Annotated in this window: 17 protein-coding genes, 2 tRNA genes and 3 pseudogenes; 2 read left to right on the top strand and 20 right to left on the bottom strand. The window is 55.1% G+C overall.

Annotated elements, in window-relative coordinates:
* Positions 1 to 267: 267 nt before the first annotated feature.
* The 8 genes and pseudogenes from HQ37_RS07485 to HQ37_RS07465 all read right to left on the bottom strand — a co-directional run bounded on the left by HQ37_RS07485 (position 268) and on the right by HQ37_RS07465 (position 7,358).
* Complete coding sequence (locus tag HQ37_RS07485; RefSeq protein WP_036882040.1) at positions 268 to 2,847, bottom strand: TonB-dependent receptor; 2,580 nt, start codon at positions 2,845 to 2,847, stop codon at positions 268 to 270.
* Between the two features lie 60 nt (positions 2,848 to 2,907).
* A complete protein-coding gene (locus HQ37_RS08480; RefSeq protein ID WP_255358256.1) occupies positions 2,908 to 3,033 on the bottom strand; it encodes a hypothetical protein in 126 nt (41 codons plus the stop codon).
* Positions 3,034 to 3,099: 66 nt separating this feature from the next.
* Positions 3,100 to 3,309, bottom strand: a pseudogene (locus tag HQ37_RS08505) (GLPGLI family protein); the annotation flags it as partial.
* Positions 3,310 to 3,328: 19 nt separating this feature from the next.
* Positions 3,329 to 3,880, bottom strand: a pseudogene (locus HQ37_RS08475) (hypothetical protein); the annotation flags it as partial.
* A gap of 63 nt (positions 3,881 to 3,943) precedes the next feature.
* Positions 3,944 to 4,345: a GLPGLI family protein gene (locus HQ37_RS08500; RefSeq protein ID WP_081951812.1), complete on the bottom strand. Its 402-nt coding sequence runs from the start codon at positions 4,343 to 4,345 to the stop codon at positions 3,944 to 3,946.
* 19 nt (positions 4,346 to 4,364) lie between these two features.
* Positions 4,365 to 4,916, bottom strand: a pseudogene (locus HQ37_RS08470) (hypothetical protein); the annotation flags it as partial.
* A gap of 610 nt (positions 4,917 to 5,526) precedes the next feature.
* Complete coding sequence (locus tag HQ37_RS07470; RefSeq protein WP_036882029.1) at positions 5,527 to 6,087, bottom strand: glutathione peroxidase; 561 nt, start codon at positions 6,085 to 6,087, stop codon at positions 5,527 to 5,529.
* 59 nt (positions 6,088 to 6,146) lie between these two features.
* Positions 6,147 to 7,358 carry an S-adenosylmethionine:tRNA ribosyltransferase-isomerase gene (locus HQ37_RS07465; RefSeq protein WP_036882027.1) on the bottom strand — a complete coding sequence of 404 codons (1,212 nt, stop codon included), beginning with the start codon at positions 7,356 to 7,358 and terminating at the stop codon, positions 6,147 to 6,149.
* Positions 7,359 to 7,495: 137 nt separating this feature from the next.
* On the opposite strand from HQ37_RS07465, the gene HQ37_RS07460 reads away from it, so the two are divergent.
* Both HQ37_RS07460 and HQ37_RS07455 read left to right on the top strand, forming a co-directional pair.
* Positions 7,496 to 8,758: an AAA family ATPase gene (locus tag HQ37_RS07460; RefSeq protein WP_036882025.1), complete on the top strand. Its 1,263-nt coding sequence runs from the start codon at positions 7,496 to 7,498 to the stop codon at positions 8,756 to 8,758.
* Positions 8,724 to 9,233, top strand: a complete 510-nt coding sequence (locus tag HQ37_RS07455) for a hypothetical protein (RefSeq protein ID WP_152566819.1) — start codon at positions 8,724 to 8,726, stop codon at positions 9,231 to 9,233. The genes HQ37_RS07460 and HQ37_RS07455 overlap by 35 nt, the downstream gene beginning before the upstream one ends.
* 113 nt (positions 9,234 to 9,346) lie before the next feature.
* On the opposite strand, the gene HQ37_RS07450 is transcribed toward HQ37_RS07455, so the two are convergent.
* From HQ37_RS07450 to HQ37_RS07395, 12 genes are all read right to left on the bottom strand, one after another.
* Positions 9,347 to 10,684 carry a PepSY-like domain-containing protein gene (locus tag HQ37_RS07450; RefSeq protein ID WP_036882021.1) on the bottom strand — a complete coding sequence of 446 codons (1,338 nt, stop codon included), beginning with the start codon at positions 10,682 to 10,684 and terminating at the stop codon, positions 9,347 to 9,349.
* Between the two features lie 288 nt (positions 10,685 to 10,972).
* Positions 10,973 to 15,274, bottom strand: coding sequence for a DNA-directed RNA polymerase subunit beta' (gene rpoC / locus HQ37_RS07445; protein WP_036882019.1), 4,302 nt, complete (start codon positions 15,272 to 15,274; stop codon positions 10,973 to 10,975).
* Between the two features lie 93 nt (positions 15,275 to 15,367).
* On the bottom strand, positions 15,368 to 19,177 hold the full coding sequence (gene rpoB, locus HQ37_RS07440) for a DNA-directed RNA polymerase subunit beta (protein WP_036882017.1): 3,810 nt from the start codon (positions 19,175 to 19,177) through the stop codon (positions 15,368 to 15,370).
* A gap of 108 nt (positions 19,178 to 19,285) precedes the next feature.
* The gene (rplL, locus tag HQ37_RS07435) at positions 19,286 to 19,654 is read right to left on the bottom strand and encodes a 50S ribosomal protein L7/L12 (protein ID WP_036882014.1); all 369 of its coding nucleotides are present in this window, start codon (positions 19,652 to 19,654) and stop codon (positions 19,286 to 19,288) included.
* A gap of 58 nt (positions 19,655 to 19,712) precedes the next feature.
* Positions 19,713 to 20,222, bottom strand: a complete 510-nt coding sequence (gene rplJ, locus HQ37_RS07430; protein WP_036882013.1) for a 50S ribosomal protein L10 — start codon at positions 20,220 to 20,222, stop codon at positions 19,713 to 19,715.
* Between the two features lie 15 nt (positions 20,223 to 20,237).
* Complete coding sequence (gene rplA / locus HQ37_RS07425) at positions 20,238 to 20,933, bottom strand: 50S ribosomal protein L1 (RefSeq protein ID WP_036882012.1); 696 nt, start codon at positions 20,931 to 20,933, stop codon at positions 20,238 to 20,240.
* A gap of 16 nt (positions 20,934 to 20,949) precedes the next feature.
* Positions 20,950 to 21,387 (bottom strand): 50S ribosomal protein L11, encoded by a 438-nt coding sequence (gene rplK, locus HQ37_RS07420; protein WP_036882011.1) that lies wholly within the window; start codon positions 21,385 to 21,387, stop codon positions 20,950 to 20,952.
* A 69-nt stretch (positions 21,388 to 21,456) separates the two neighbouring features.
* Positions 21,457 to 22,005: a transcription termination/antitermination protein NusG gene (gene nusG / locus HQ37_RS07415; protein ID WP_036882009.1), complete on the bottom strand. Its 549-nt coding sequence runs from the start codon at positions 22,003 to 22,005 to the stop codon at positions 21,457 to 21,459.
* Between the two features lie 2 nt (positions 22,006 to 22,007).
* Positions 22,008 to 22,220: a preprotein translocase subunit SecE gene (gene secE / locus HQ37_RS07410; protein ID WP_036882006.1), complete on the bottom strand. Its 213-nt coding sequence runs from the start codon at positions 22,218 to 22,220 to the stop codon at positions 22,008 to 22,010.
* A gap of 18 nt (positions 22,221 to 22,238) precedes the next feature.
* Positions 22,239 to 22,311 (bottom strand) — tRNA-Trp (locus tag HQ37_RS07405).
* Positions 22,312 to 22,396: 85 nt separating this feature from the next.
* On the bottom strand, positions 22,397 to 23,584 hold the full coding sequence (gene tuf, locus HQ37_RS07400; RefSeq protein WP_036882004.1) for an elongation factor Tu: 1,188 nt from the start codon (positions 23,582 to 23,584) through the stop codon (positions 22,397 to 22,399).
* A 62-nt stretch (positions 23,585 to 23,646) separates the two neighbouring features.
* A tRNA-Thr gene (locus HQ37_RS07395) sits at positions 23,647 to 23,718 on the bottom strand.
* Positions 23,719 to 23,937: the final 219 nt, after the last annotated feature.

Genomic DNA, 23,937 nt, shown 5'->3' with positions numbered 1-23,937 from the left:
CTCTCAAAGGTCTCTCCTTTTCTTTTATCTTGAACCTACATCAAGCAGGGGGAGGTTTCCCCCTGCAACCCCCTCTAGGTGTTTAGGGGGCTAAAGCCTGTATCCCACTGCCAAAATTTGCACTTCTAAGTTGAATATAGCAAGTCATTGCATGGGGCAGAGCCCGAGAGGTCTAGAGGCAGGCACACTCCCGGAGCGACACAAGTCTCGAGCCTCCCATCTCATGTAACTCGGAGAGGAAGGCTCGGGGCTGTGTAGAGGGGGGGGCTAGAGCTTGAAGGAGAGGGAGAGCATCACCTCCCTGCCCCTCAAGGGCAGGAGATAGTAGGAGGTATTAGGCCCTGAGATGGTGAAGACCTCGTAGTCCCTCTTGTCCAGGAGGTTCATCGCCGTTAGGCGAGCCTCGAGGCTCTTGCTCAGAGTATAGCGCAGTGAGGCATTGAGCAGATGTGTGCCGACGAAGCTCGACGGGGCGACCTCACTGATCGTGCTGCGCAGCGACAGAGCCCCCGAGGCCTGACTCCAGGGGCGCAGGACGAGGCCCACGACCGACCAAAGCTCCGAGATCAAGGGGCTCACCCCGAGGCGAGAGCTATGCCGAGAGAGCGAAGCCCCCAGATTGGCCTGCACATCGAGCCAGGAGATCTGCGTACACGAGCCGCCGAGGCTGCCCGAGAGGAGCTCGCTCAGATTGTCAAAGCTCTTGCCCTGCTGCGACATGAGGGAGCGATGCTGGGTGTAGGAGGCTGTCGCCTCGAGCTGGACTCGAGGGTCAAGCCACTGCTTGTCGAGCTGTAGCTTGAGGTTGAGCCTGCTGGAGGCATTGTACCCCTCGACGATGCGAGCCTGGGTCTCGGAGGCCTGATAGTCGTAGTCGATGTAATAGTCCTGGGATGAGCGACGATATGTGCCCGAGAGGTTGGCGAAGAAGAGCTGGGTGGGGATCTTGTACTCGAGCCTTAGATTTGCCTGCCAATAGTCCGAGGGCAGCAGCAGGTGGCGGGCCTGGGTGCGATAGCGATACGATAGGGCCAGGGGCAGGCTGGCATAGTAGCCCCCAGGGTCGAGGGTGCGACCGAAGCCGAGCCCCCCGCTGAGCTTGACATTGTACCAGGGGTTGTACTTGATCGAGAGGGAGGGCCGAGGGGCTAGGAGGCGATGTAGGAGCGGATCTCGATCGCTGGGCCTCAAGGCATTGTAGGTATAGCTTATGGGCAGCGAGAGGCTCAGCTCGCCATTGCTCCAGCTGCGGATGTAGCGCAGTCCGAGGGCCAGGTCGAGCTCGTCCCTTTGGGCCAAGGAATGGGCCTCATCCAGTCGGGTCGTGTAGCGGGAGGAGTGGTACGAGCCTGTCAGCCCGCCCTCGAGCTGGCCAGAGCCAAGCCTCCAGAGAGAGCCGAGGAAGTTCTTCGCCGAGAAGATCTGATGCCTGTAGGAGGCCTCTAGGCCTCGCTCGTCCCCTCGTACCTCGAGCCCCTCCTGCTCGTCATAGTAGCGCAGGTGGCTCTTGAGGGAGAACATCTGTCCGCCCAGCGAAAACATCCCCGAGAAGAGGTTGCTCACGATCAGCGGCCTGCCCCCGATCTCCTCGTCGAGGGCCCGCTCGGGGGTGCGCACGCCTCGGGTGAGGCTGCTGGGGGAGAGCGAGGCCGAGAGCTCGTTGTTCAGGTAGAGCCTCGGGGCGTTGTGCTCGTAGGAGAGCTGCGGGGCATAGGTGGCTCGGCGGAGCTGCTCCCGCCGCTCCTCGTCGATGACGAGGGTGCTCCCCGTGGCGTAGGTATTGCGGGAGTGGGAGCTATAGCGTTTGCGCTCTAGGCCTGCGGCGAGGTTGATCTTGAGCGTAGCCTCCTGAGAGGGTGCGATCAGGTGGTTGAGGCCCAGACGCAGGCTCTCATTGTCGAGGTAATACTGCTGGTCTATCCCACCGCCCGAGCCGATCTCGTGGGCGAGTAGGCCCATGGGTGGCAGCATGAGCACCTCGGCATTGACGAAGTCTGCGATGCTGAAGCCCCCCGAGAGAGGGAGGGCTCGCCCAGCATTGTTCGCCTCGACGAGGGCTAGGGACTGCGAGCGGCCGAAGCGCATCAGCGAGCCTTTCACGCTCCCCAGCGGGGCGGGGAGGCCACCGCCCAGGAGGGCCTCTCCCTGCCAGCGTTGCCTATAGCTGGGCTTGAGGCGGATGTTGAGGGCCGCATCGTCGCTCGAGACCTTGTCCTTGAGGATCTTGGCATGCTGATGCCCCTCGAGGAGCTCGACCTCCGATATAGCCTCGGCAGGCATACTGCGGGTGGCCATATCGTAGCTGCTACCGAGCAAGTCCTTGCCCTCGACATAGAAGCGGGAGATGGGCTTGCCCTGGTACTCGATCTTGCCGAGGCTACTGACCGAGACGCCTGGCATTCGGCGCAGCAGGTCAGCGGCATAGCGATCCTCCTTCTGTATGAAGGCACTGGCGTCGTAGCGGATCGTATCCCCTCGCTGGCGAATGGCTGGGGGGCGAACGACCAGCTCTCTGAGCTGGACGACCTTGCGCCGCAGCTCATAGGGCTCTCGACGCTGGGCCAGCAGCTCCGAGAGGCGCAGCTCGAGCTTGTCGAAGCCGAGGCGGGAGGAGGTCATACGTACGACCCGAGAGCGATCGACCGAGAGCCGCACGCGCCCCGCGCTGCTCGAGACCCCGTGAGAGACGAGCCGCCCCTCCTGGTCATAGAGGCGGCAAATAACTTGGGCGATGGGGCTCTTGTCGTCGCTGGCGACGAAGGAGAGCTCGATCTCTTGGCTCTGCCCCGTCTGCGCCCCGAGGCGAAGGGGCAGCAGGAGGAGCAGCAGGAGAGGGAGGCGATACATAGGCTAGAGGGAGGGGGATGAAGGAGAAATGGGAGCGGGGAGAGCGGCCCTGCCAAGGGCCTACTCCAGCTCTAGAGGACGGAAGTGGGAGGACACATCCTCGGGAGGGCCACCAGCCTCCCCTGGGGGGAGGATGATTGTCTTACCCGAGAGCTTGATAGCAGCCTGGAGGCTGTCGTGGCACATCTGATTGACCTCTCGGGCTCGCTTTCGGCTCGTTCGGGTCAGCTTTTGGTCGATGGTCTCCTCATAGATGGGGACGTAGCCCTTGGTCTCCTCGAGCCCTACCAGCTCGTAGCGATAAGCCCCATGGGTATCGTAGATGCAGAAGATAAGCCCTGGCAGGCCTGCAAAGCGCACTGGCCCAGTGGAGAGCTCCACCTCGGGGGCATACCAGGCGAAGAACNCCTGGCAGGCCTGCAAAGCGCACTGGCCCAGTGGAGAGCTCCACCTCGGGGGCATACCAGGCGAAGAACCTCCTGCCACGGAAGACGGTCGTTGCCTGTCGGCACTTGTAGCCAGCGACGATGCTATCGCCCTCGATGAGCTTCCACTTGATCTCAGCGTTGGGCTCGCTGTACTCGTACGTACCATTGAGTAGGGGCGTGATGCGGGTCGTGATCGTCTGAGCGGCGAGGTCTCGGAGGATGACCTCAGGATCATCGACCTCGAGCCGTTCGCTAATATGAACCCTCCCAGTAGCATGGTTGGCCGTCTTGCTCACAACCTCATGGTCGTAGATCGAGTCAGCCATCTGCCAACGCTTGGGCCAGAACTTCTGATACAGCTCCCCCACCTGCAGGAGGTACTGATACTCTCGGACCACAAAGGTATCTTGGGGGATCGGCCAATGCTTCATCTGGTAGGTGATGCGGTAACGCTCCACATCGAGCACCCTCTTGGCGAGCGTATCCGTGGGGACGGGGGTAGGCAGGGACAAGACTCCCCCAGGACTTCCTATGCTTTGAGCACAGAGGTTAGACAGAGCTAGCCAGGACACAAGGAATAGGGGGATTAGACTGCGTAGCTTCATATATTCAGTGATTTAGGGGTATGAATAGAAGGGATGAGGAGGGAGAGGGCTGCGTCCAAGGCCCTAGAGCAGCTCCAGGGGGGAGAAGGGATAGTACAGATCTTCAGGAGGCCCTCCATTCTCCCCTGGAGGGAGTACGAATGTCTTACCTGAGAGCTTGATAGCAGCCTGGAGGCTGTCGTGGCACATCTGATCGACCTCTCGGGCTCGCTCTCGGCTCGTTCGGGTCAGCTTCCTACCGATTGTCTCCTCGTAGATGGGGACGTAACCCTTGGTCTCCTCGAGCCCTACCAGCTCGTAGCGATAAGAGCCGTGGGTGTCGTAGATGCAGAAGATAAGCCCTGGCAGGCCTGCAAAGCGCACTGGCCCAGTGGAGAGCTCCACCTCGGGGGCATACCAGGCGAAGAACNCCTGGCAGGCCTGCAAAGCGCACTGGCCCAGTGGAGAGCTCCACCTCGGGGGCATACCAGGCGAAGAACCTCCTGCCACGGAAGACGGTCGTCGCCTGTCGGCACTTGTAGCCAGCGACGATGCTATCACCCTCGATGAGTTTCCACCGGAACTCAGGGTTGGGCTCGCTGTACTCGTACGTACCATTGAGGCGAGGGTTGATGCGGGTCGTGATCGTCTGAGCGGCGAGGTCTCGGAGGATGACTTCGGGCTCTTCGACAATGAGTTTTGCGGACGAGAGGTTTCCGTAGGTGGCGTGGTTGGCCGTCTTGCTCACGACCTCATGGTCATAGATCGAGTCAGCCATCTGCCAACGCTTGGGCCAAAACTTCTGATACAGCTCCCCCACCTGCAGGAGGTACTGATACTCTCGGACTTTGAGGGTATCTCCAGGATCGACCCAATGCTTCATCTGGTAGGTGATGCGGTAACGCTCCACATCGAGCACCCTCTTGGCGAGCGTATCCGTGGGGACGAGGCTAGGTAGGGACAAAGCTCCCCCAGGGCTTCCTATGCTTTGTGCACAAAGGCTGGCCAGGGCGAGCCAAGACACGAGGGAGAGGAGGATTAGACTGCGTAGCTTCATATCTTCAAACTTTAGGATGGACAAAATCTCGAGTAGGATGCCTCTAGGGTAGCACACCCCATCGAGCAGTTTTCTCTCTCGGCGAAGATACGAAGAAGAAAACAAAAAACAAATGCAGCCCGAAAGCATCCAAAACAAAATCGATGAGGAGCAAGCTCCAAATTTAAAAAACGAACAAGGAGGAGGCCGACAATAAGACAAAAATAGAGTCGAGATCTCAGGACGATACACCAAGCAAACGCCACTACAGCCCCCGGGAGAGCCAAGCGGGAGGGCCTAGACAGAGACCGCTCGTGGGGCTGTGCCTCGGGCACAGCTCCACGAGCGGCATACGCCCCAGAGTCTTGGAGCGGGGGAGCGAGGGGCTCATGGGAGAGCCGACTGAGGCCTCTCATGAGGGATAAATAGGATCTCGATCGAGATCCTATCTGAGCCTCTAGTGAGGGATAAGTAGGAGTTCGATCGAGATCCTATCTGAGTCTCCAGTGAGATCCCGTCGGGAGCTCCATGGAGGCTCACTCGAGCTCTCGGGCGAGCTCTGACCGAGAGCTTACCCGAGGGAGAGGAGGGACTTCGGCGACAAAGCCGATAGACCCTCAAGGGGGCAAGCCTAGGGCTGGGTCTTAGATCCGCCGAGCCAGTCAAAGACACGAGGCGAGAGGACGCTCTCCCGAGGCATGATCACCCCTACCCAGTGGCCCTCCTCGTCGATCATGAACTTCTGAAAGTTCCACCGAATGGGAGCATCCTGCACCCCATTGAGCGCACGCTCGGTAAGCCAGCGATAGAGCGGAGCGATGTCGTCCCCCTTGACCGAGATCTTCTCCATCATGGGGAAGCTCACCTCATAGTTCAGACGGCAAAACTCGGCAATCTCTGCATTCGTCCCAGGCTCTTGTCCCTTAAAGTTATTAGCAGGGAAACCCAAGATGACAAGTCCCCGATCCTTGTACACTCGATAAAGCTCCTCGAGATCAGCATACTGTGGAGTCAATCCACAGCGAGAGGCAACATTGACGACGAGGACTTTCTTGCCCTTGAGGCTCGAGAGGGCAAGCTCCCGCCCCTCGATGGTCTTGACAGTGAAGTCGTGCAGGCTCTTGAGCGTCTGCGCCCCCAGGCTATAGGAGACCAGGAGGATGAGCACGAGGCTCAGACTAAGTTTTCGCATATTCTTTTGGATAATTAATTGATACAAATGATTGTGCTCTTCTCCCCGAACCCCTTCGGCTAGGGCAGGAGCAGCGAGCTATCGCCATAGCTCAAGAAGCGGAAGTCGTGCCTGAGGGCATAGTCGTAGATGCGATGCCAATCGTCGCCCACAAGGGCCGAGATCAAGAGCAGGAGGGTGCTGCGGGGCTGGTGGAAGTTGGTGATGAGCCCTCGGATCATCCGAAAGCGGTAGCCCGGGGCGATCATGATCGAGGTCGAGAGGCTGAGCCGCTCCAGCCCCCAGAGATCCATATAGCCCAAGAGGATGCCCAGGGCCTCCTCTCGAGAGAGCTCCTCCGCCTCGGGCCGGTAGGGCGACCACTGCTCCACATGCAGCCCCTCGGGCTCGGGGCTCTCGGGGCTATGCTTGATCTTGAGGGCCAGGTGGTAGAGGCTCTCGAGCGTACGCACCGAGGTTGTCCCGATGGCGACGCCCCCCCCGTGGGCACGAGAGAGCTCCTCGAGTACCTCACGCTCGAGGCTGATCCATTCACTGTGCATCTCATGCTCGCCGATCTGCTCGGCCTTGACAGGGCGGAAGGTCCCCGCCCCCACATGCAGCGTAACATCCAGCACCCGAGTGCCCACCCTCCCCAGGGCAGCGAAGACCTCGGGGGTGAAGTGCAGCCCAGCCGTCGGGGCAGCGACCGAGCCCTCGTGTCGGGCATATACCGTCTGATAGGTCTCTAGATCGCCCTCCTCGGTCTCACGACCCAGGTAGGGAGGGATGGGGAGCTGCCCCATGGCCTCGAGCAGCTCGCCGAAGGTATAGCCCCCCTCGGGCCAGGAGAAGCGCACCTCGGCCTCCCCCACCCGCTCGGCCTGCACCTGGAGCATAGTCCCGTCGGGCATCTCGAGCGACTTCTCCAGTAGCCCCCCACGCCAACGCTTGGCATTGCCGATGAGGCAGTGCCAGACGACCGTGCCCCGAGCCCCTAGAGCTGCCTCGTAGGCACTGGGCTCACTCGGGTCGAGGCAGAAGATCTCGATCTCCGCCCCCGTAGCCTTGCGGATGTGGATGCGGGCACGGATGACACGGGAGTTGTTGCGCACGAGGAGGCAGCCCTCGGGCAAGAGTTCGGGCAGCTGAGAGAAGTGGTGCTCCTCGATCTCCCCCGCCCTATAGGTCAGAAGCTTAGAGCTCGAGCGCAGGGGCAGGGGGTAGCGGGCAATACGATCGTCGGGCAGAGGGTAGTCATACGCATCGATCGAGATATTCTGTACATTCATAGTGCGCAAAGATAGCACTTTGAGAGGTATGAGCCCCCTACGCCCACTCAATTTCTCCCCACCCCTAATTAAGAGTTTTATCCTACCTACATCTAGGGCTAATTAGTATCTTTGTGTGGGAATAAACGCATTAGACAATGGCAACGATACAGATCAGAAATGTTGGGCCACTCAGAGACACCGGCACAATACACCTTACTCGGATCATGCTCCTGCTCGGCCCTCAGGGTGTCGGCAAGAGTACCCTCATGAAGATCCTCTGCTTCTGCCGATGGATCGAGAAGGAGGTCATGCTCTCCCCCGAGAAGATCGCCTATTACTCTCGATATAAGCGGTTCGTCAAGATCATGCAACGGTTTCATCGACTGGACGATAGCTTCTTTTCCTCCTCCAGCGAGATCCTCTACGAGGGGGATTGTATCACGATCCAATGGAGGGGGACTAAGGGCAAGGAGAATGCTCATATCCAACAGAAAGCGGAGTTTGACCGTCAGCGACACAATCCCAAGCTGTCCTTCCTACCAGCAGAGCGCAACCTCGCCTCTGTCGTGGACAACATCGACCGCAGCTATAGGGGCAACCCTGCCGAGGACTTGCTCTTCAACTTCATCCTCGAGCTCACTGAGGCTCGCAAACCATACAACTCGAAGCGACCCCTACCACTATCCATCGACGAGGATATGAGCTACTTCCACTCCTCTGGTAGGGACATGATCAAGGCCAAAGAGATGAATAAGAGCCTCTCGGCCTACTATGCCTCCAGCGGAATCCAGTCGGCCTTCCCCATAGATGTCATGACCTCTTACCTGCTCAGCAGCATCGGGAGAGTCCCCGAGATGACAGCCGACGAGATCATGAGACGCTTCTTCTCCGAGGGTGTCCCCTCTGACCTCAGAGAGATCCACGAGGGTTTGTCCCAGCTCAAGAAGCAGTACCAATACAGCTCGATGCAGCTCTATATCGAGGAGCCAGAGCAAAACCTCTATCCAGAGTCTCAGAAGTATCTGCTGCTCAACCTCCTCAGGGCGATCTATGAGGCACAGGAGAGGGAGACAGCACCCAGCACCCTGACCATTACAACCCATAGCCCCTACCTCCTCTCGGTCATCAATACTCAGATAGCCATCGGCCGAGCACACAAGCACTTGGTGGGTCTAGAGGAGGGCGAGACGAAGACAAGGCAACTAGCAGCCCTGAGGGAGCTTACAAGCCTGGGGCATTACCCTCAGATAGAGGATTACTCTGCATACTTCATCGGCAAGGATGGGAGGCTCAAGAGCCTCATAGACCAGGAGTTTCCCATGGTCAGTGGGATCGAGCTCGATGGTGTATCGGACTGGGTGGATGAGTACACCAATCAGATATATGACATTATCTACGGCGAGGATGACGAGCAATAGTACCTACGAGCACCTCCTCAAGCTAGGGCACGAGCCAGAGGCCCCTCTGCAAGAGAGGGAGAGCTACTCGACACGAGAGCGAGGGGTCGTCTATCGTCTAGAGCATATCGACCGAGAGTGTGCCAGCTTTGGCATTGATGGTAAGATCATTACAGAGGGATATAGGTGCGATAAGCTCCTGCTGATCCGATGCGCACAAGACAAGGCTGGAGACAAGTGGGCACAGGTCTTCATCGAGCTCAAGGGCAGCGATATAGAGCACGCCCTCAAGCAGCTGGAGGCCAGTGTCAGCAACCCCATCTTTGCACATAAGACCAACATCAGGAGGGTGGGTAGGATAGTAACAAGAGGGAGTATCCCTGGCAACAAATCTAACCCCAAGGTAGCAAAGGCCATAGAGAAGCTATCGAAGGAGTATAGATGCTCGGTAAAGATCCTCAAGAGCAAGCAGCCTGACAGCTTCGCCCACCTATAATCCTGAGGATTGCGGGGGCTGGCCCTCCTCCAAAAACAACATCGAGGCACTGAGCAGTACTGCTCAGTGCCTCGATGGCATAGGGCCGAGAGGCTAGGCCTGGCCTAGGCAGCCTAGTCTTCTTGGCCGAGGTAATTCCCCTCTGCGTCGTAGAGCAGGTCGAGGTCGTCCCCTCGGTACAGCAGCTCGATCTTATACCCCCGACCATTACGCTCCATGGCCAGCACCGCAGAGCCTGGGTAGGAGGCATGTAAATGCTGGATCAGCTTGGCAGGCAGGAGGGCAACCACAGACTTGGGCAGGGGACGATCATCGCCGTCGATCTCCATCCAACGGTCCTCGGAGTCGAAGTCGATCTCTACCCCCGTAGACAGCTCTACCTCTATAGTCCTTCCCCCAGCCTTGCGCTCGATCTTGCGCATATAGACTCCAGGGAAGTGCCTGGCGAGAAAGTCCTTAGCCTGCTGAGGAAGGATCTGAGTAATCTGCCCCATGTCGCTACCCTGCTGCGTATCGGAGTCTTCGTCCACCTTCTGCAGCTTGCCCTCCTTGTCAAAGTACAGCTCTACATCCCCCTTGAGCTCGAGCTTATAGCCCTGAGGGCGAACCTCTACCGAGGTTACAGGGCGTTGGGGGTATCTCTTAGCGATCTCGGAGCCGACCGAGGCGGGGAGTAGACCTACGATCGAGGCTGGCACTGGGACAAGCCCTAGATCATCGCCCTCGACCTCTAGCCAGCGAGATTGATCATCAAAGACGAGCTTGAAGCTCTCCTGGTAGCCCTTGCGGATATATACCTTGAGCTCCTCTCGCCCATCGTCCTGCTCCGTCTTGGTATAGACGACCTTATAGCCAGGGAAGTGCTTCTGCATGAAGCTCGATACAGAGCCTACCATTGGGGCGACCTCGGGCGTATTGCCTCCGATAGGGGCTGTATGCAGGAGCTCACCATGGCGATCGAAGAGCAGCTCCCGATCATTCACCAGCTCCAGTTCATAGCCGAAAGCCTTGCGCTCGACCTCATGTACCCCTACCCCAGCATGATGCCGAGCGAGATACTGTAGCATAGGGGCTGGGAGCAGGCTCAGCACACTAGAGGGCAGAGCTCCTCCATCACGCAGATGCTCCAGCTCGATCCACTGCCCCTGCTTGTCGAATGTGATGCGCACCCCAGCCTTGACTACAGAGGCCGCACGAGTAGCATTGGACGTAGGCTCGAGGATGATGCTATAGAGCGAGCCATTCTCCGCCATCACAGGAGCGACCCACACCTGAGAGGCCTTGTAGTCTCGGAAGTGGCTCAGAACAAACTCCTGAGCCGAGGCAGGGAGCTTCTTCAGGTCAGACTGTACGGCAGGCATATCTGGGAGATTGCTCTCGACCGAGGAACAGCTAGTCGAGGCGACCAGCGTAGCTGTAGCCAGTAGGGCTACTAGAAAGATTCTTTTCATAGGAGTCATATATTGAGTGAGTTAATAATACCTTATTGCTACTGGTGGCTCGTTGTTACTCGAGCCCTATTGTTGTTAATACTTTATCGTCGCTACCCTCCCCTATTCTGCTGGGGTATGGATAGTCTCCGACGCTACAAAGGTAGAGGCCAATTCTGTAGAGATTTTGAAATCTCCCTCCCAAGCTCAGCATCACGCTCCTCTCCTAGGGGGATAAAAACAGCTCGCCCGAGACTGCTCATGGCAGTCTCGGGCGAGGTCTATGGATTTATTGAGGTTAGAGGGAGACTAGCCCTCTACCTCTGTCAGGTTCTCTTCGCCTAGGGCCTCACGCTCTACGGCTAGTTCATGCTCGGCCTTAGTCATCACGACGAGCTTCTTATACTCACGCAGACCCGTACCGGCGGGGATGAGGTGGCCGCAGATCACATTCTCCTTGAGCCCCTCGAGCGTGTCCACCTTACCATTGATGGCAGCATCGTTGAGCACCTTGGTCGTCTCCTGGAACGAGGCTGCACTCATGAAGCTCTTCGTCTGCAGCGAAGCTCGAGTGATCCCCTGAAGGATCTGCTTGGCCGTAGCAGGCTTGGCATCGCGCACCTGCACAGGGCGCAGGTCTCGACGCTTGAGCTGGCTATTCTCGTCTCGGAGCTTACGCAGGGTTACGATCTGACCAGCCTTGAGGACCTCAGAGTCTCCAGCATCCACGACAACCTTCTTGCCCCAAATGCGGTCGTTCTCGTCCATCACCTCTAGCTTGTCCACAACCTGCTGCTCGAGGAAGAGGGTATCTCCTGGATCGACGATCTCGACCTTGCGCATCATCTGACGGACGATCACCTCAAAGTGCTTGTCGTTGATCTTCACACCCTGTAGGCGATATACATCCTGTACCTCATTGACGATGTACTCCTGCACAGCCGTTGGGCCCTTGATCTCGAGGATGTCAGTAGGCGTGATAGCCCCGTCCGAGAGGGGAGTACCCGAGCGAACGAAGTCGCCCTCCTGCACCAGGAGCTGCTTGCTCATAGGCACAAGGCACTTCTTCACCTCACCAATCTTGGGCTTGATCGAGATCTCACGATTACCTCGCTTGAGCTTACCGAAGATCACCTCCCCATCGACCTCGGCCACAACGGCTGGGTTAGAGGGGTTACGAGCCTCGAAGAGCTCAGTTACACGGGGCAGACCACCAGTGATATCACCTGCCTTGCTGACAGAGCGAGGGATCTTCACCAGCACCTCACCGACCTTGACCGTCTCACCCTCTTCCTTGGCTACGTGCGCCCCGAGAGGCAGGCTATAGCTGCGGATGGGATTGCCAGCGGCATCCTGAATTTGGATGCCAGGGGCGAGGTTACGATCCTTAGACTCAATGATCACCTTCTCACGCAGGGCAGTCGTATCGTCAGACTCGATGCGGTAGGTTACCCCCTCGATCACGTGCTCAAAGGCAACCTTACCAGCTACTTCGGAGACGATAACGGCATTGAAGGGGTCGAACTGATAGATCACATCCCCCTTGTGCAGCATATCCCCCTCGTTGTAGAAGAGGAGCGAGCCATAGGGCACACTACCCGTGAAGAGGGCAATCTTGGTATTGGGGTCCACAATGCGAAACTCTGCCATACGGCTCACCACCACCTTGTGGGGCTTAGCATCGGCTTCGAAGCTATCTGGCTCTACGGTACGGAGCTCCTCGAAGGTCAAGATCCCGTCAAACTTAGCCGAGACGCTATTCTCCGTAGCAACGTTCGAGGCCACACCACCGACGTGGAAGGTACGCAGAGTCAGCTGTGTACCAGGCTCACCGATAGATTGGGCAGCGATTACCCCCACGACCTCACCACGCTGTACCATAGCATTGGTAGCCAGGTTGCGGCCATAGCACTTAGCGCAGACACCCTTCTTCGACTCACAGGTCAGCACAGAGCGGATCTCCACGTGTTCGATGGGCGAACGCTCGATCTCCTCGGCAGCCTCCTCACGAATCTCCTCACCAGCACGCACAATGATCTCGCCTGTAGAGGGATGGATGATGTCGTGCACAGATACTCGCCCGAGGATGCGCTCGTAGAGAGAGGCGATGGTCTCCTCGTTCTTCTTGAGCTCCGTAGCCACCAGTCCACGCAGTGTACCGCAGTCATCCTCAGTAATGATCACATCCTGAGAGACATCCACGAGACGACGGGTGAGGTAACCAGCATCCGCTGTCTTGAGAGCCGTATCCGCAAGACCCTTACGAGCCCCGTGGGTAGAGATGAAGTACTCCAGCACGGAGAGCCCCTCCTTGAAGTTCGAGAGGATAGGGTTCTCAATGATCTGCTGGGCATTCTCGGCCCCACTCTTCTGAGGCTTGGCCATCAGACCACGAATACCCGAGAGCTGACGGATCTGCTCCTTACTACCACGAGCCCCAGAGTCCATCATCATGTAGACAGAGTTGAAGCCTTGATTATCCTCACTGAGCTTCTTGACTACGATGGCAGCCAGGTTGTTGTTGATATGCGTCCAGGTGTCAATGATCTGATTATAACGCTCGTTGTTTGTGATCAAACCGAGGCTATAGTTTTGCATCACCGACTCTACGGTGTTGAAGCCCTCCTGGATAAGCGTATTCTTCTCCTCTGGGATGATCACATCACCGAGGTTGAAGGAGAGGCCGCCCTTGAAGGCCATGTAGTAACCGAGGTTCTTGATGTCGTCGAGGAACTGGGCTGTAGTGGCTACTCCGCAGACCTTGATCACCTTACCGATGATGTCTCGCAGAGCCTTCTTACCTAGTGTCTCATTGACATAACCCACGCTTTGGGGGACGAACTCGTTCACCATCAATCGACCCATAGAGGTCTCGACCATACGGCGCACAGATTCCCCATCGACTACATCGTCCACATAGACCTTGATCTTGGCATGGATGTCGATCTTACCCTCATTGTAGGCGATCGTCGCCTCCTCTGGGCCATAGAAAGTATATCCCTCGCCCTTGGCCCCTGGACGCAGCTTGGTGATATAGTAGAGTCCCAGCACCATGTCCTGCGAGGGGACGGTGATAGGAGCACCATTGGCAGGGTTGAGGATGTTATGAGAGGCTAGCATCAGCATCTGAGCCTCGAGGATAGCCTCATTACCTAGAGGCAAGTGCACAGCCATCTGGTCTCCGTCGAAGTCGGCATTAAAGGCCGTACAAGAGAGTGGATGCAGCTGAATAGCCTTACCCTCGATCATCTTGGGCTGGAAAGCCTGGATACCGAGGCGGTGGAGCGTAGGAGCACGGTTCAGCAGCACAGGATGCCCCTTCATCACATACTCGAGGATATCCCATACGACAGGCTCCTTGCGGTCTACGATCTTCTTTGCGCTCTTGACTGTCTTGACGATGCCACGCTCGATAAGCTTACGGATAATGAAGGGCTTATAGAGCTCTGCAGCCATGTACTTGGGGATACCACACTCGTGCATCTTGAGCTCTGGGCCCACGACGATCACCGAGCGGGCAGAGTAGTCTACACGCTTACCGAGTAGGTTCTGACGGAAGCGTCCCTGCTTACCCTTGAGGCTGTCCGAGAGCGACTTGAGCGGACGATTGTTGTCCGAACGTACGGCACTGGACTTGCGAGAGTTGTCGAAGAGCGAGTCCACAGCCTCCTGCAGCATGCGCTTCTCATTGCGTAGGATTACCTCGGGGGCCTTGATCTCGATCATACGCTTGAGACGATTGTTGCGGATGATCACACGACGATAGAGGTCGTTGAGATCAGAGGTGGCGAAGCGACCACCATCGAGGGGTACGAGAGGGCGCAGATCGGGTGGGATCACAGGCAGCACCTTCATGATCATCCACTCAGGGCGATTGACATTGCGGCTCTGACGGAAGCTCTCCACGACCTGGAGACGCTTGAGAGCGTCGCTCTTACGCTGCTGAGAGGTATCGGTGCTCGCCTTGTGGCGCAGCTCGTATGAGAGGTCGTCCAAGTTCAGGCGGGCAAGCATCTCGTGCACAGCCTCTGCACCCGTACGACAGATGAACTTGTTGGGATCAGTATCCTCGAGCTGATCATTGCCTGGATAGGCTGCATCGACACGATCCTGTAGATCGATGTACTCCTCCTCAGTCAGGATAGCATTGTGCTCGACCTCATCGGCCAATACACCTGCCTGGATGACTACATAACGCTCGTAGTAGATGATCGAGTCGAGCTTCTTGGCCGAGATACCGAGGAGGTACCCCATCTTGTTGGGCAAAGAGCGGAAGTACCACACATGAGCCACAGGCACCTCGAGCTTGATGTGCCCCATGCGCTCACGACGCACCTTCTTCTCCGTAACCTCTACACCACAGCGGTCGCAGACGATGCCACGGTAGCGGATACGCTTATACTTACCACAATGGCACTCAAAGTCCTTGACAGGGCCAAAGATACGCTCGCAGAAGAGGCCATCACGCTCGGGCTTGTAGGTACGATAGTTGATCGTCTCGGGCTTGAGCACCTCCCCGCTCGAGTTCTCTAGGATTTCCTCAGGAGAGGCTAGAGAGATCGTGATGCGAGAGAAGTTACTCTTTATTTTATTGTCTTTCTTAAAAGCCATAAGTTCTTTTATTGACTGCTAAAGATATTATGATCGTCCTGCCCACAAGCCTCTCACCCACGAGGGGCGAGAGGCATAGGGATAGGGAGGATGCTAGTCGAGCGTAAAGCTAAGGCCAAGCCCCTTGAGCTCGTGCAGCAATACGTTGAGCGACTCGGGGATACCTGGCGTAGGCATAGGATCGCCCTTGACAATGGCCTCGTAGGCACGAGAGCGTCCCTGCACATCGTCGGACTTGATGGTTAGGATCTCCTGAAGGATGTGGGCGGCACCGAAGGCTTCTAATGCCCAAACCTCCATCTCCCCGAAACGCTGTCCTCCAAACTGAGCCTTACCACCGAGTGGCTGCTGCGTGATCAGAGAGTAAGGGCCGATCGAGCGAGCGTGCATCTTGTCGTCGACCATGTGGCCGAGCTTGAGGAAGTAGGTTACCCCGACAGTAGCAGGCTGGTCAAAGCGTTCGCCTGTACCACCATCATAGAGGTAAGTCTTACCATTGCGGGGCAGGCCAGCCTTGTCCGTCCATTCGTTCATATCATCGAGGGAGGCTCCGTCGAAGATAGGAGTAGCGAACTTGCAGTCGAGCTTACGCCCTGTCCAGGCCAGTACTGCCTCGAAGATCTGTCCGAGGTTCATGCGGCTGGGCACCCCTAGAGGGTTGAGGCAGATGTCCACAGGAGTACCATCCTCAAGGAAAGGCATATCCTCCTGGCGAACGACCTTCGACACGATACCCTTGTTACCGTGGCGACCGGCCATCTTGTCGCCAACCTGGATCTTACGCTTTTTGGCGATATAGACCTTAGCCATCTGAACGATACCTGCAGGCAGCTCGTCCCCAATCGTTTCGTCCAGTTTCTTACGGCGCAGGTCTGCATCGTACTCCTTGGACTTCTTGAGGTAATTCACTGTAACCTTGTTGATCAGCTCATTGATGTGATCATCCTCAGTCCAGTCATTGAGCTGGATCTCATTGTAGGAGAGGCTCTCGAGATCCATGCGGGTAAACTTAGCCCCTGGCTTGATCTTATCCACACCGAGGAAGTCCTTGACACTGCGGCAAACCTGACCCTTGGTCAGTGTGGCCACCTTGTCGATGAAGAGCTCACGCAGGTCATTCTGCAGTACAGTGTACTTCTCATCGAGCTGAGTGATGATCTCCTTGGTCTCGGTGCGGCCCTTCTTCTTAAGAGCCTTAGAGAATAGCTTGGTATCGACAACGACACCACGCAGGGAGGGGGTTGCCTTGAGGGAAGCATCCTTCACATCCCCAGCCTTGTCGCCGAAGATCGCACGCAGGAGCTTCTCTTCGGGGGTCGGGTCGCTCTCGCCCTTGGGCGTGATCTTACCGATGAGGATGTCGCCTGGCTCTACACGAGCCCCCACACGGATGATGCCATTCTCGTCTAGATTGCGAGTAGCATCGTCACTAACATTGGGGATGTCCGAGGTAAGCTCCTCGAGACCTCGCTTCGTCTCACGCACCTCGAGAATATACTCATCAACGTGTACGGAGGTGAAGAAGTCCTCACGTACGAGGCGTTCGTTCAGCACGATAGCATCCTCGTAGTTGTATCCCTTCCAAGGCATATAGGCCACCTGTACGTTGCGGCCGAGAGCAAGCTCACCAGCCTGGGTAGAGTACCCCTCGGTGAGGATGTCGCCAGCCTTCACCTTCTGCCCCTTGGTGCAGATAGGACGCAGGTCAATGGTCGTACTTTGGTTGGTCTTGCGGAACTTGGGCAAGACGTAGGTTGTGATCGGATCTTCGAAGCTCACGAACTCCTCCTCCTCCGATCGGTCATATTTGATCTTGATGTAATTAGCATCAACAAAGACTACTACTCCACTGCGCTCAGCAACCACTTGAGTGCGGGAGTCGTGTACCAGCTGAGCCTCGACACCCGTACCCACAATGGGAGCCTCGGGGCGAAGCAGAGGAACAGCCTGACGCATCATGTTCGATCCCATGAGAGCACGGTTAGCATCGTCGTGCTCGAGGAAAGGGATCAAGGACGCAGCAATAGAGGCAATCTGCGTAGGAGCTACGTCCATTAGGTCTACCTGCTTGGGCTCTACTACGGGGAAATCTGACTCGAAGCGAGCCTTGATGCGGTCTCGTAGGAAACGACCATTCTCATCGAGAAGGGCATTCCCCTGAGCTACGATCTTGTCCTCCTCCTCCTCAGCAGTATAGTACTTGAGACCAGATGCTGAGAAGTCTACACGCCCATTGCTTACCTTGCGGTAAGGCGTGGAGATAAAGCCCAGTTCGTTGATCTTGGCATAGACACAGAGCGAAGAGATCAGACCGATATTAGGCCCTTCGGGCGTCTCAATAGGACAGAGACGACCGTAGTGGGTATAGTGTACGTCTCGCACCTCAAAGCCTGCACGCTCACGGCTCAGACCACCAGGGCCAAGGGCAGAGAGACGACGCTTGTGGGTGATCTCAGCCAGTGGATTGGTCTGATCCATGAACTGAGAGAGGGCATTCGTACCGAAGAATGAATTCACCACCGAAGATAGGGTCTTGGCATTGACCAGATCGACAGGGGAGAAGACCTCATTATCACGAACATTCATGCGATCGCGTACCGTGCGAGCCATACGGGCCAGCCCGACGCCGAACTGATTGTAGAGCTGCTCGCCTACAGTGCGTACACGACGGTTAGAGAGGTGGTCGATGTCATCGACCTCGGCCTTTGAATTGACGAGCTCAATCAGGTACTTGATGATCTCAACGATGTCTTCGTTAGTCAGTACTCGGGTCTCGGGGTCGATCGAGAGATTGAGCTTCTTATTGATGCGATAACGCCCTACATCCCCCAGGTCATAACGCTTGTCTGAGAAGAAGAGGTTCGTGATCACCTCACGGGCATTGGACTCATCGGCAGGCTCGGCATTGCGCAGCTGACGATAGATGTAGTAGAGGGCATCACGCTCACTATTACAAGGATCCTTCTGCAGGGTATTGAAGATGATCGAGTAGTCTGAGGCAACCTTATCCTCACGGTGCAGCAGGATGGTCTTGGCCTCGGCCTCGAGGATGAGCTCGATATTGTCCTCGGTCAGCTCGACCTCACGGTCGATCAGCACAGTAGTACGCTGCATAGATACCACTTCGCCGGTATCTTCGTCGCTCAGGTCGTCGATATAGGTCTTATTCACACGTCCTGCTAGACGGCGGCCAATACACTTCTTCAGGCTGGCTCGTGTAACCTTCACCTCCTCAGCCAGGTCAAAGATGTCGAGGATCTGCTTGTCGGTCTCATAACCGATCGCACGCAGGAGGGTCGTTACGGGGAGCTTCTTCTTGCGATCGATGTAGGCATACATGGCATTATTGATGTCTGTAGCGAACTCGATCCAAGAGCCCTTGAAGGGAATGATACGTGCCGAGTAGAGCTGCGTACGGTTGGTATGCATGCTCGTACCGAAGAAGACCCCTGGCGAACGGTGCAGCTGAGAGACAACCACACGCTCGGCCCCGTTGATCACAAACGTACCCGACTCTGTCATATAGGGGATAGGCCCTAGGAAGACATCCTGGATGACAGTAGGGAAGTCCTCATGCTCTGGGTCTGTACAGTAGAGCTTGAGCTTTGCCTTCAGAGGGACACTATAGGTAAGGCCTCTGCTGAGACACTCCTCGATCGTGTATTTGGGTGGATCAACGTAGTAATCAAGGAACTCCAATACGAAGTTGTTGCGGGTATCTGCGATAGGGAAATTCTCCGCAAACACCTTATAAAGTCCCTCTTTTTTACGACGCTCAGGCGGCGTATCGAGCTGGAAGAAGTCTCTAAAAGACTTGAGCTGCACCTCGAGGAAATCGGGAAACTTCAGAGGATTCTTGATCGACGCGAAGTTTATTCTATTTTGATTTTTATTTGGGGCCATCTAACTCAAAGTTAATGTATTGGAATTATAGACACGAAATGGTTAAGACCCCTCCGATGAGGGATCTCAACCATGTGTTCCTGACTTAACGATCAGGGAATGAGGGGCTTACTTCAGCTCTACTTCAGCTCCAGCTTCTTCTAGAGCCTTCTTCACTGCTTCAGCAGTAGCCTTGTCTACGCCTTCCTTGATTGCGCTAGGAGCAGCATCTACGAGGTCCTTAGCTTCCTTCAGACCGAGACCGCAGTGTTCCTTAACAGCCTTCACAACCTGGAGCTTAGCAGCACCTGCACTCTTGAGGATAACATCGAAAGAAGTCTTCTCCTCTTCCTGAGCTGCTTCACCAGCAGCTGCTACTACCACTGCCGCTGCAGCTGGTTCGATTCCGTACTCCTCCTTGAGGATAGTTGCCAGTTCGCTTACTTCCTTAACTGTTAGGTTTACAAGCTCTTCTGCAATAGCTTTGATATCTGCCATATTGATTTAAGTATTTTATTTTAGTTCTTGTTCGATTGATTATGCTGAGGGCTGGAGGTTATACTGCAGCGGCCTCTTCGTTATTTGCGTCCTTATTCTCAAGCGCAGAGAGCACATTGCGGATAGGAGACTGCAGGAGGGCCACCACGTCGGCGATAAGCTCTTCCTTACTCTTAATAGCCACGAGGGTATCCAGCTGCTCTGCTCCGTAGAAGCCAGTCTCGGCATAAGCACCCTTGAGCTTAATCTTAGCATCAACCTTCTTATCCTTAGTAAGCTCCTTGATCAGCTTAGCGGGAGCGTTAGCCACTCTCGTGAGCATGATCGCAGTATTGCCCTTGAGGCTCTCATACAGAGGAGCCAAATCCAGCTCCACCTCAGACATAGCCTTGCGCAAGAGGGTGTTCTTGACTACAACAAGCTTGATATCACCCTTGTTGCACTGACGGCGAAGATTAGCCGTCTGCGCTGCGCTCATCCCTTCGATATTCGCCAGGTAGAAGTGGGGGTATTCATTCAGCAAGCTCTTAAGCTGCTCGATTACAGCACCTTTATTTTCCTTTCTCATGATTACTTCCTTTTATTATTCTTCTACAGACTTAGGATCAATCTTGATACTTGGGCTCATCGTGCTAGAGAGGTAGATACTCTTGAGGTATGTACCCTTGGCAGCAGAAGGCTTGAGCTTGATCAGCGTAGAGATGAACTCCTGCGCATTATCCTTGATCTGCTCAGCATTGAATGAAACCTTACCAATCGAAGTATGCACGATACCAGTCTTGTCCACCTTGAAGTCGATCTTACCAGACTTAACTTCCTTGACGGCCGAACCGATGTCGTTGGTTACAGTACCACTCTTAGGGTTAGGCATCAGGCCGCGAGGGCCGAGTACACGACCCAGAGCACCGATCTTACCCATGATGGCGGGCATGGTGATGATCACGTCGATTTCAGTCCATCCGCCCTTGATCTTCTCGATATATTCGTCTAGTCCTACGAAGTCAGCACCAGCTTCCTTAGCTTCGGCTTCCTTGTCAGGAGTACAGAGTGCGAGTACACGCACCTGCTTACCAGTACCATGGGGCAGAGTTACTACGCCACGTACCATCTGATTAGCCTTGCGAGGGTCTACTCCCAGGCGTACATCTACGTCTACAGAGGCATCGAAGTTTGCGAGGGTAATCTCCTTTACCAGCGCAGAGGCTTCTGTGAGTGAATACGCTTTTCCGGGCTCAATCTTGCTTAAAGCTAACTTCTGTTTCTTTGTCAGTTTACTCATGTCAATTGATGTTTATTTACCCGGGAAAGTCTCCCTTGACAGCAATACCCATACTGCGGGCCGTACCAGCAACCACCTTCATGGCTGCTTCGATGGTGAAGCAGTTTAGGTCTACCATTTTATCTTGAGCAATTGCACGCACTTGCTCCCATGTTATCTCAGCAATCTTATTACGATTGGGCTGAGCCGAACCGCTCTTCTGCTTAGTGATTTCGAGCAGTTGGATAGCAACAGGAGGAGTTTTAACGATGAAGTCAAAAGACTTATCGGCGTAGTAAGTGATTACAACTGGCAATACCTTACCGGCCTGGTCTTGAGTTCTGGCGTTAAATTGCTTGCAAAACTCCATGATGTTAATCCCCTTAGCACCCAGTGCAGGGCCTACGGGGGGGGAGGGATTTGCAGCTCCACCTTTAATTTGCAATTTTAGTTGTCCAGCAACTTCCTTAGCCATTTTTACTTTCTTTCTTTTGAATGTGATACACAATCAGGATCTCCTACAAGAGCCAACTCCGTAACTAGTCTACTCTTTGGAGATTTGAGCATAAGTGAGCTCCAGGGGGATCTTACGTCCGAACATTTTGACCATCACCTTAACCTTACGCTTATCAGGCATAATATCTTCGATGACCGCCTCACAATCGACGAAAGCTCCGTCGGTTACCTTGACCATATCGCCGACATAGAGCTCGAGATCGTACTCGCCCTCCGAATCTGCGATTTGATCCGCCTTACCCAGGATGCGATCTACTTCGCTGCGCTTGAGGGGCTCGGGAGAGCCACCTTTGCTGCCCAAGAAGCCGATCACATTTTGCGTATTGCGGAGCTTGTGCTCCACCTCACCCACCAGGGCAGCCTCGACGAGGACATATCCAGGCAGATAAGGGCGTTCCTTGACAACCTTCTTCCCGTTGCGCTGGGTTACGACCTTCTCAGTAGGGATGATCACTTGATAGAGATACTGACCGAGGTCGGTATTGCGCATCTCTGCCTCAAGCTGTTCCTTAACCTTGCCCTCCTTGCCACTAATGGCTCGGAGCACATAAAAGCGTTTCTCTACTACGTCAGCCATAATTAAATACCGCCACGCAACACTCCATACACGAACTCGAGGACATTCTCAAAAGCAACGTCCACAAAAAACACAAAGATTGCTATGATAAGGGAAGCAATCATCACAACAATCGCGCTGCCTGTTAGCTCAGACCGCGTAGGCCATGTTACCTTTTGTGTTAGTTCGATATATGAATCTTTGAAAGCAGTCCCTATTTTTTTAGTTAAGCTCATTATCTCAAAGTTTTTTCGCACGGGTTGAGAGACTCGAACTCCCGACACCTGGTTTTGGAGACCAGTGCTCTACCAACTGAGCTAAACCCGTAGATAAGGCTCGGCGTCCGAGCAGGTGCTGAGGACACCGAGCCTTGTGTATCGTTTAGTTCCCCTGATGGGGAGGGGCTGATCTCTTAGTCGAGGATCTCAGTGATCTGACCAGAACCCACTGTGCGACCACCTTCGCGAATGGCGAAGCGAAGACCCACGTTGCAAGCTACTGGATAGATGAGCTCTACATTGATCTCAACATTGTCGCCAGGCATTACCATTTCAGTACCTTCGGGCAGCGTGATCTCACCAGTTACGTCGAGCGTACGGATGTAGAACTGAGGGCGATACTTATTGTGGAATGGAGTGTGGCGACCACCTTCTTCCTTCTTCAGCACATAGATACTTGCCTTGAAGCGAGAGTGGGGCTTCACCTGACCGGGCTTAGCGATCACCATACCACGCTTGATATCAGTCTTGTCGATACCACGGAGCAGAAGACCTACGTTATCACCAGCCTGACCTTCGTCAAGGATCTTGCGGAACATTTCCACACCAGTTACAACAGACTTAAGTCCTTCAGCACCCAGACCGATAATCTGCACCTCATCGCCAGTGTGGATCACACCAGTTTCGATACGACCAGTAGCCACAGTACCACGACCAGTAATAGAGAATACATCCTCTACTGGCATAAGGAATGGCTTGTCGATAGCACGTGGAGGCAGTGGGATCCAGCTGTCTACAGCGTCCATCAGCTCCATAATCTTGTCTTCCCACTGAGGCTCACCATTGAGACCACCAAGAGCAGAACCACGGATCACAGGAGTGTTATCACCGTCGAAGTCGTAGTTAGAGAGCAGCTCACGCATATCCATCTCTACGAGCTCAAGCATCTCTTCATCGTCTACCACGTCGCACTTGTTCATGAAGATAACGAGGGCAGGCACGTTTACCTGACGAGCGAGCAGCACGTGCTCACGAGTCTGAGGCATAGGACCGTCAGTAGCGGCAACCACGATGATAGCACCGTCCATCTGAGCAGCACCAGTTACCATGTTCTTCACATAGTCGGCGTGTCCTGGGCAGTCTACGTGTGCGTAGTGACGATTAGCAGTCTCGTACTCAACGTGTGAGGTATTGATCGTGATACCACGCTCCTTCTCTTCTGGTGCATTGTCGATAGAGTCGAACGAGCGCAGCTCAGAAAGACCTTTCTTAGCGAGTACAGTTGTGATAGCAGCAGTAAGCGTAGTCTTACCGTGGTCTACGTGACCAATCGTACCCACGTTTACGTGAGGCTTCGATCTGTTAAACGTTTCTTTTGCCATAACCTTATTTGTTTGCTTATAAAATTTAGTTCCGATGAAACTTTTCTATCCGTGGCAACTTGAGCCGGTGTCGGGACTTGAACCCGAGACCTCTTCCTTACCAAGGAAGTGCTCTACCGCTGAGCTACACTGGCTTAAATCGCATCCAACCCCCTCTCGGAGAGCCTCTAACCTCATAATAGAGAAGCCATAATCGGGAGTTTCGAGTGCAAATATAGTTACTTTTTCCGAACCAGCAAAAGTTGCTCTTTTATTTTAATCCTTGCAGGTTCAAGTATCAAGTGCAAATTTACTTTATAGCAGCGAAGAATACTTTTGCTGGGGATTTGAAACCCAACTTTTCTCTAGGCCTC

It is taken from the genome of Porphyromonas sp. COT-239 OH1446, from assembly GCF_000768875.1.
In the GTDB taxonomy this organism is placed as follows: domain Bacteria; phylum Bacteroidota; class Bacteroidia; order Bacteroidales; family Porphyromonadaceae; genus Porphyromonas.
This window is presented reverse-complemented; position numbering and strand designations above follow the sequence as displayed.

Excerpts from the sequence above, each read along its gene's own strand:
- rplL (WP_036882014.1), bottom strand. The coding sequence starts at position 19,654 with ATGGCAGATATCAAAGCTATTGCAGAAGAGCTTGTAAACCTAACAGTT.
- nusG (WP_036882009.1), bottom strand. The coding sequence starts at position 22,005 with ATGGCTGACGTAGTAGAGAAACGCTTTTATGTGCTCCGAGCCATTAGT.
- rpoB (WP_036882017.1), bottom strand. The coding sequence starts at position 19,177 with ATGGCCCCAAATAAAAATCAAAATAGAATAAACTTCGCGTCGATCAAG.
- tuf (WP_036882004.1), bottom strand. The coding sequence starts at position 23,584 with ATGGCAAAAGAAACGTTTAACAGATCGAAGCCTCACGTAAACGTGGGT.
- rplA (WP_036882012.1), bottom strand. The coding sequence starts at position 20,933 with ATGAGTAAACTGACAAAGAAACAGAAGTTAGCTTTAAGCAAGATTGAG.
- HQ37_RS07460 (WP_036882025.1), top strand. The coding sequence starts at position 7,496 with ATGGCAACGATACAGATCAGAAATGTTGGGCCACTCAGAGACACCGGC.
- rpoC (WP_036882019.1), bottom strand. The coding sequence starts at position 15,274 with ATGGCTTTTAAGAAAGACAATAAAATAAAGAGTAACTTCTCTCGCATC.
- HQ37_RS07485 (WP_036882040.1), bottom strand. The coding sequence starts at position 2,847 with ATGTATCGCCTCCCTCTCCTGCTGCTCCTCCTGCTGCCCCTTCGCCTC.
- HQ37_RS08480 (WP_255358256.1), bottom strand. The coding sequence starts at position 3,033 with ATGTGCCACGACAGCCTCCAGGCTGCTATCAAGCTCTCGGGTAAGACA.
- HQ37_RS07465 (WP_036882027.1), bottom strand. The coding sequence starts at position 7,358 with ATGAATGTACAGAATATCTCGATCGATGCGTATGACTACCCTCTGCCC.
- HQ37_RS07455 (WP_152566819.1), top strand. The coding sequence starts at position 8,724 with ATGACATTATCTACGGCGAGGATGACGAGCAATAGTACCTACGAGCAC.
- rplK (WP_036882011.1), bottom strand. The coding sequence starts at position 21,387 with ATGGCTAAGGAAGTTGCTGGACAACTAAAATTGCAAATTAAAGGTGGA.
- secE (WP_036882006.1), bottom strand. The coding sequence starts at position 22,220 with ATGAGCTTAACTAAAAAAATAGGGACTGCTTTCAAAGATTCATATATC.
- HQ37_RS07470 (WP_036882029.1), bottom strand. The coding sequence starts at position 6,087 with ATGCGAAAACTTAGTCTGAGCCTCGTGCTCATCCTCCTGGTCTCCTAT.
- HQ37_RS07450 (WP_036882021.1), bottom strand. The coding sequence starts at position 10,684 with ATGAAAAGAATCTTTCTAGTAGCCCTACTGGCTACAGCTACGCTGGTC.
- rplJ (WP_036882013.1), bottom strand. The coding sequence starts at position 20,222 with ATGAGAAAGGAAAATAAAGGTGCTGTAATCGAGCAGCTTAAGAGCTTG.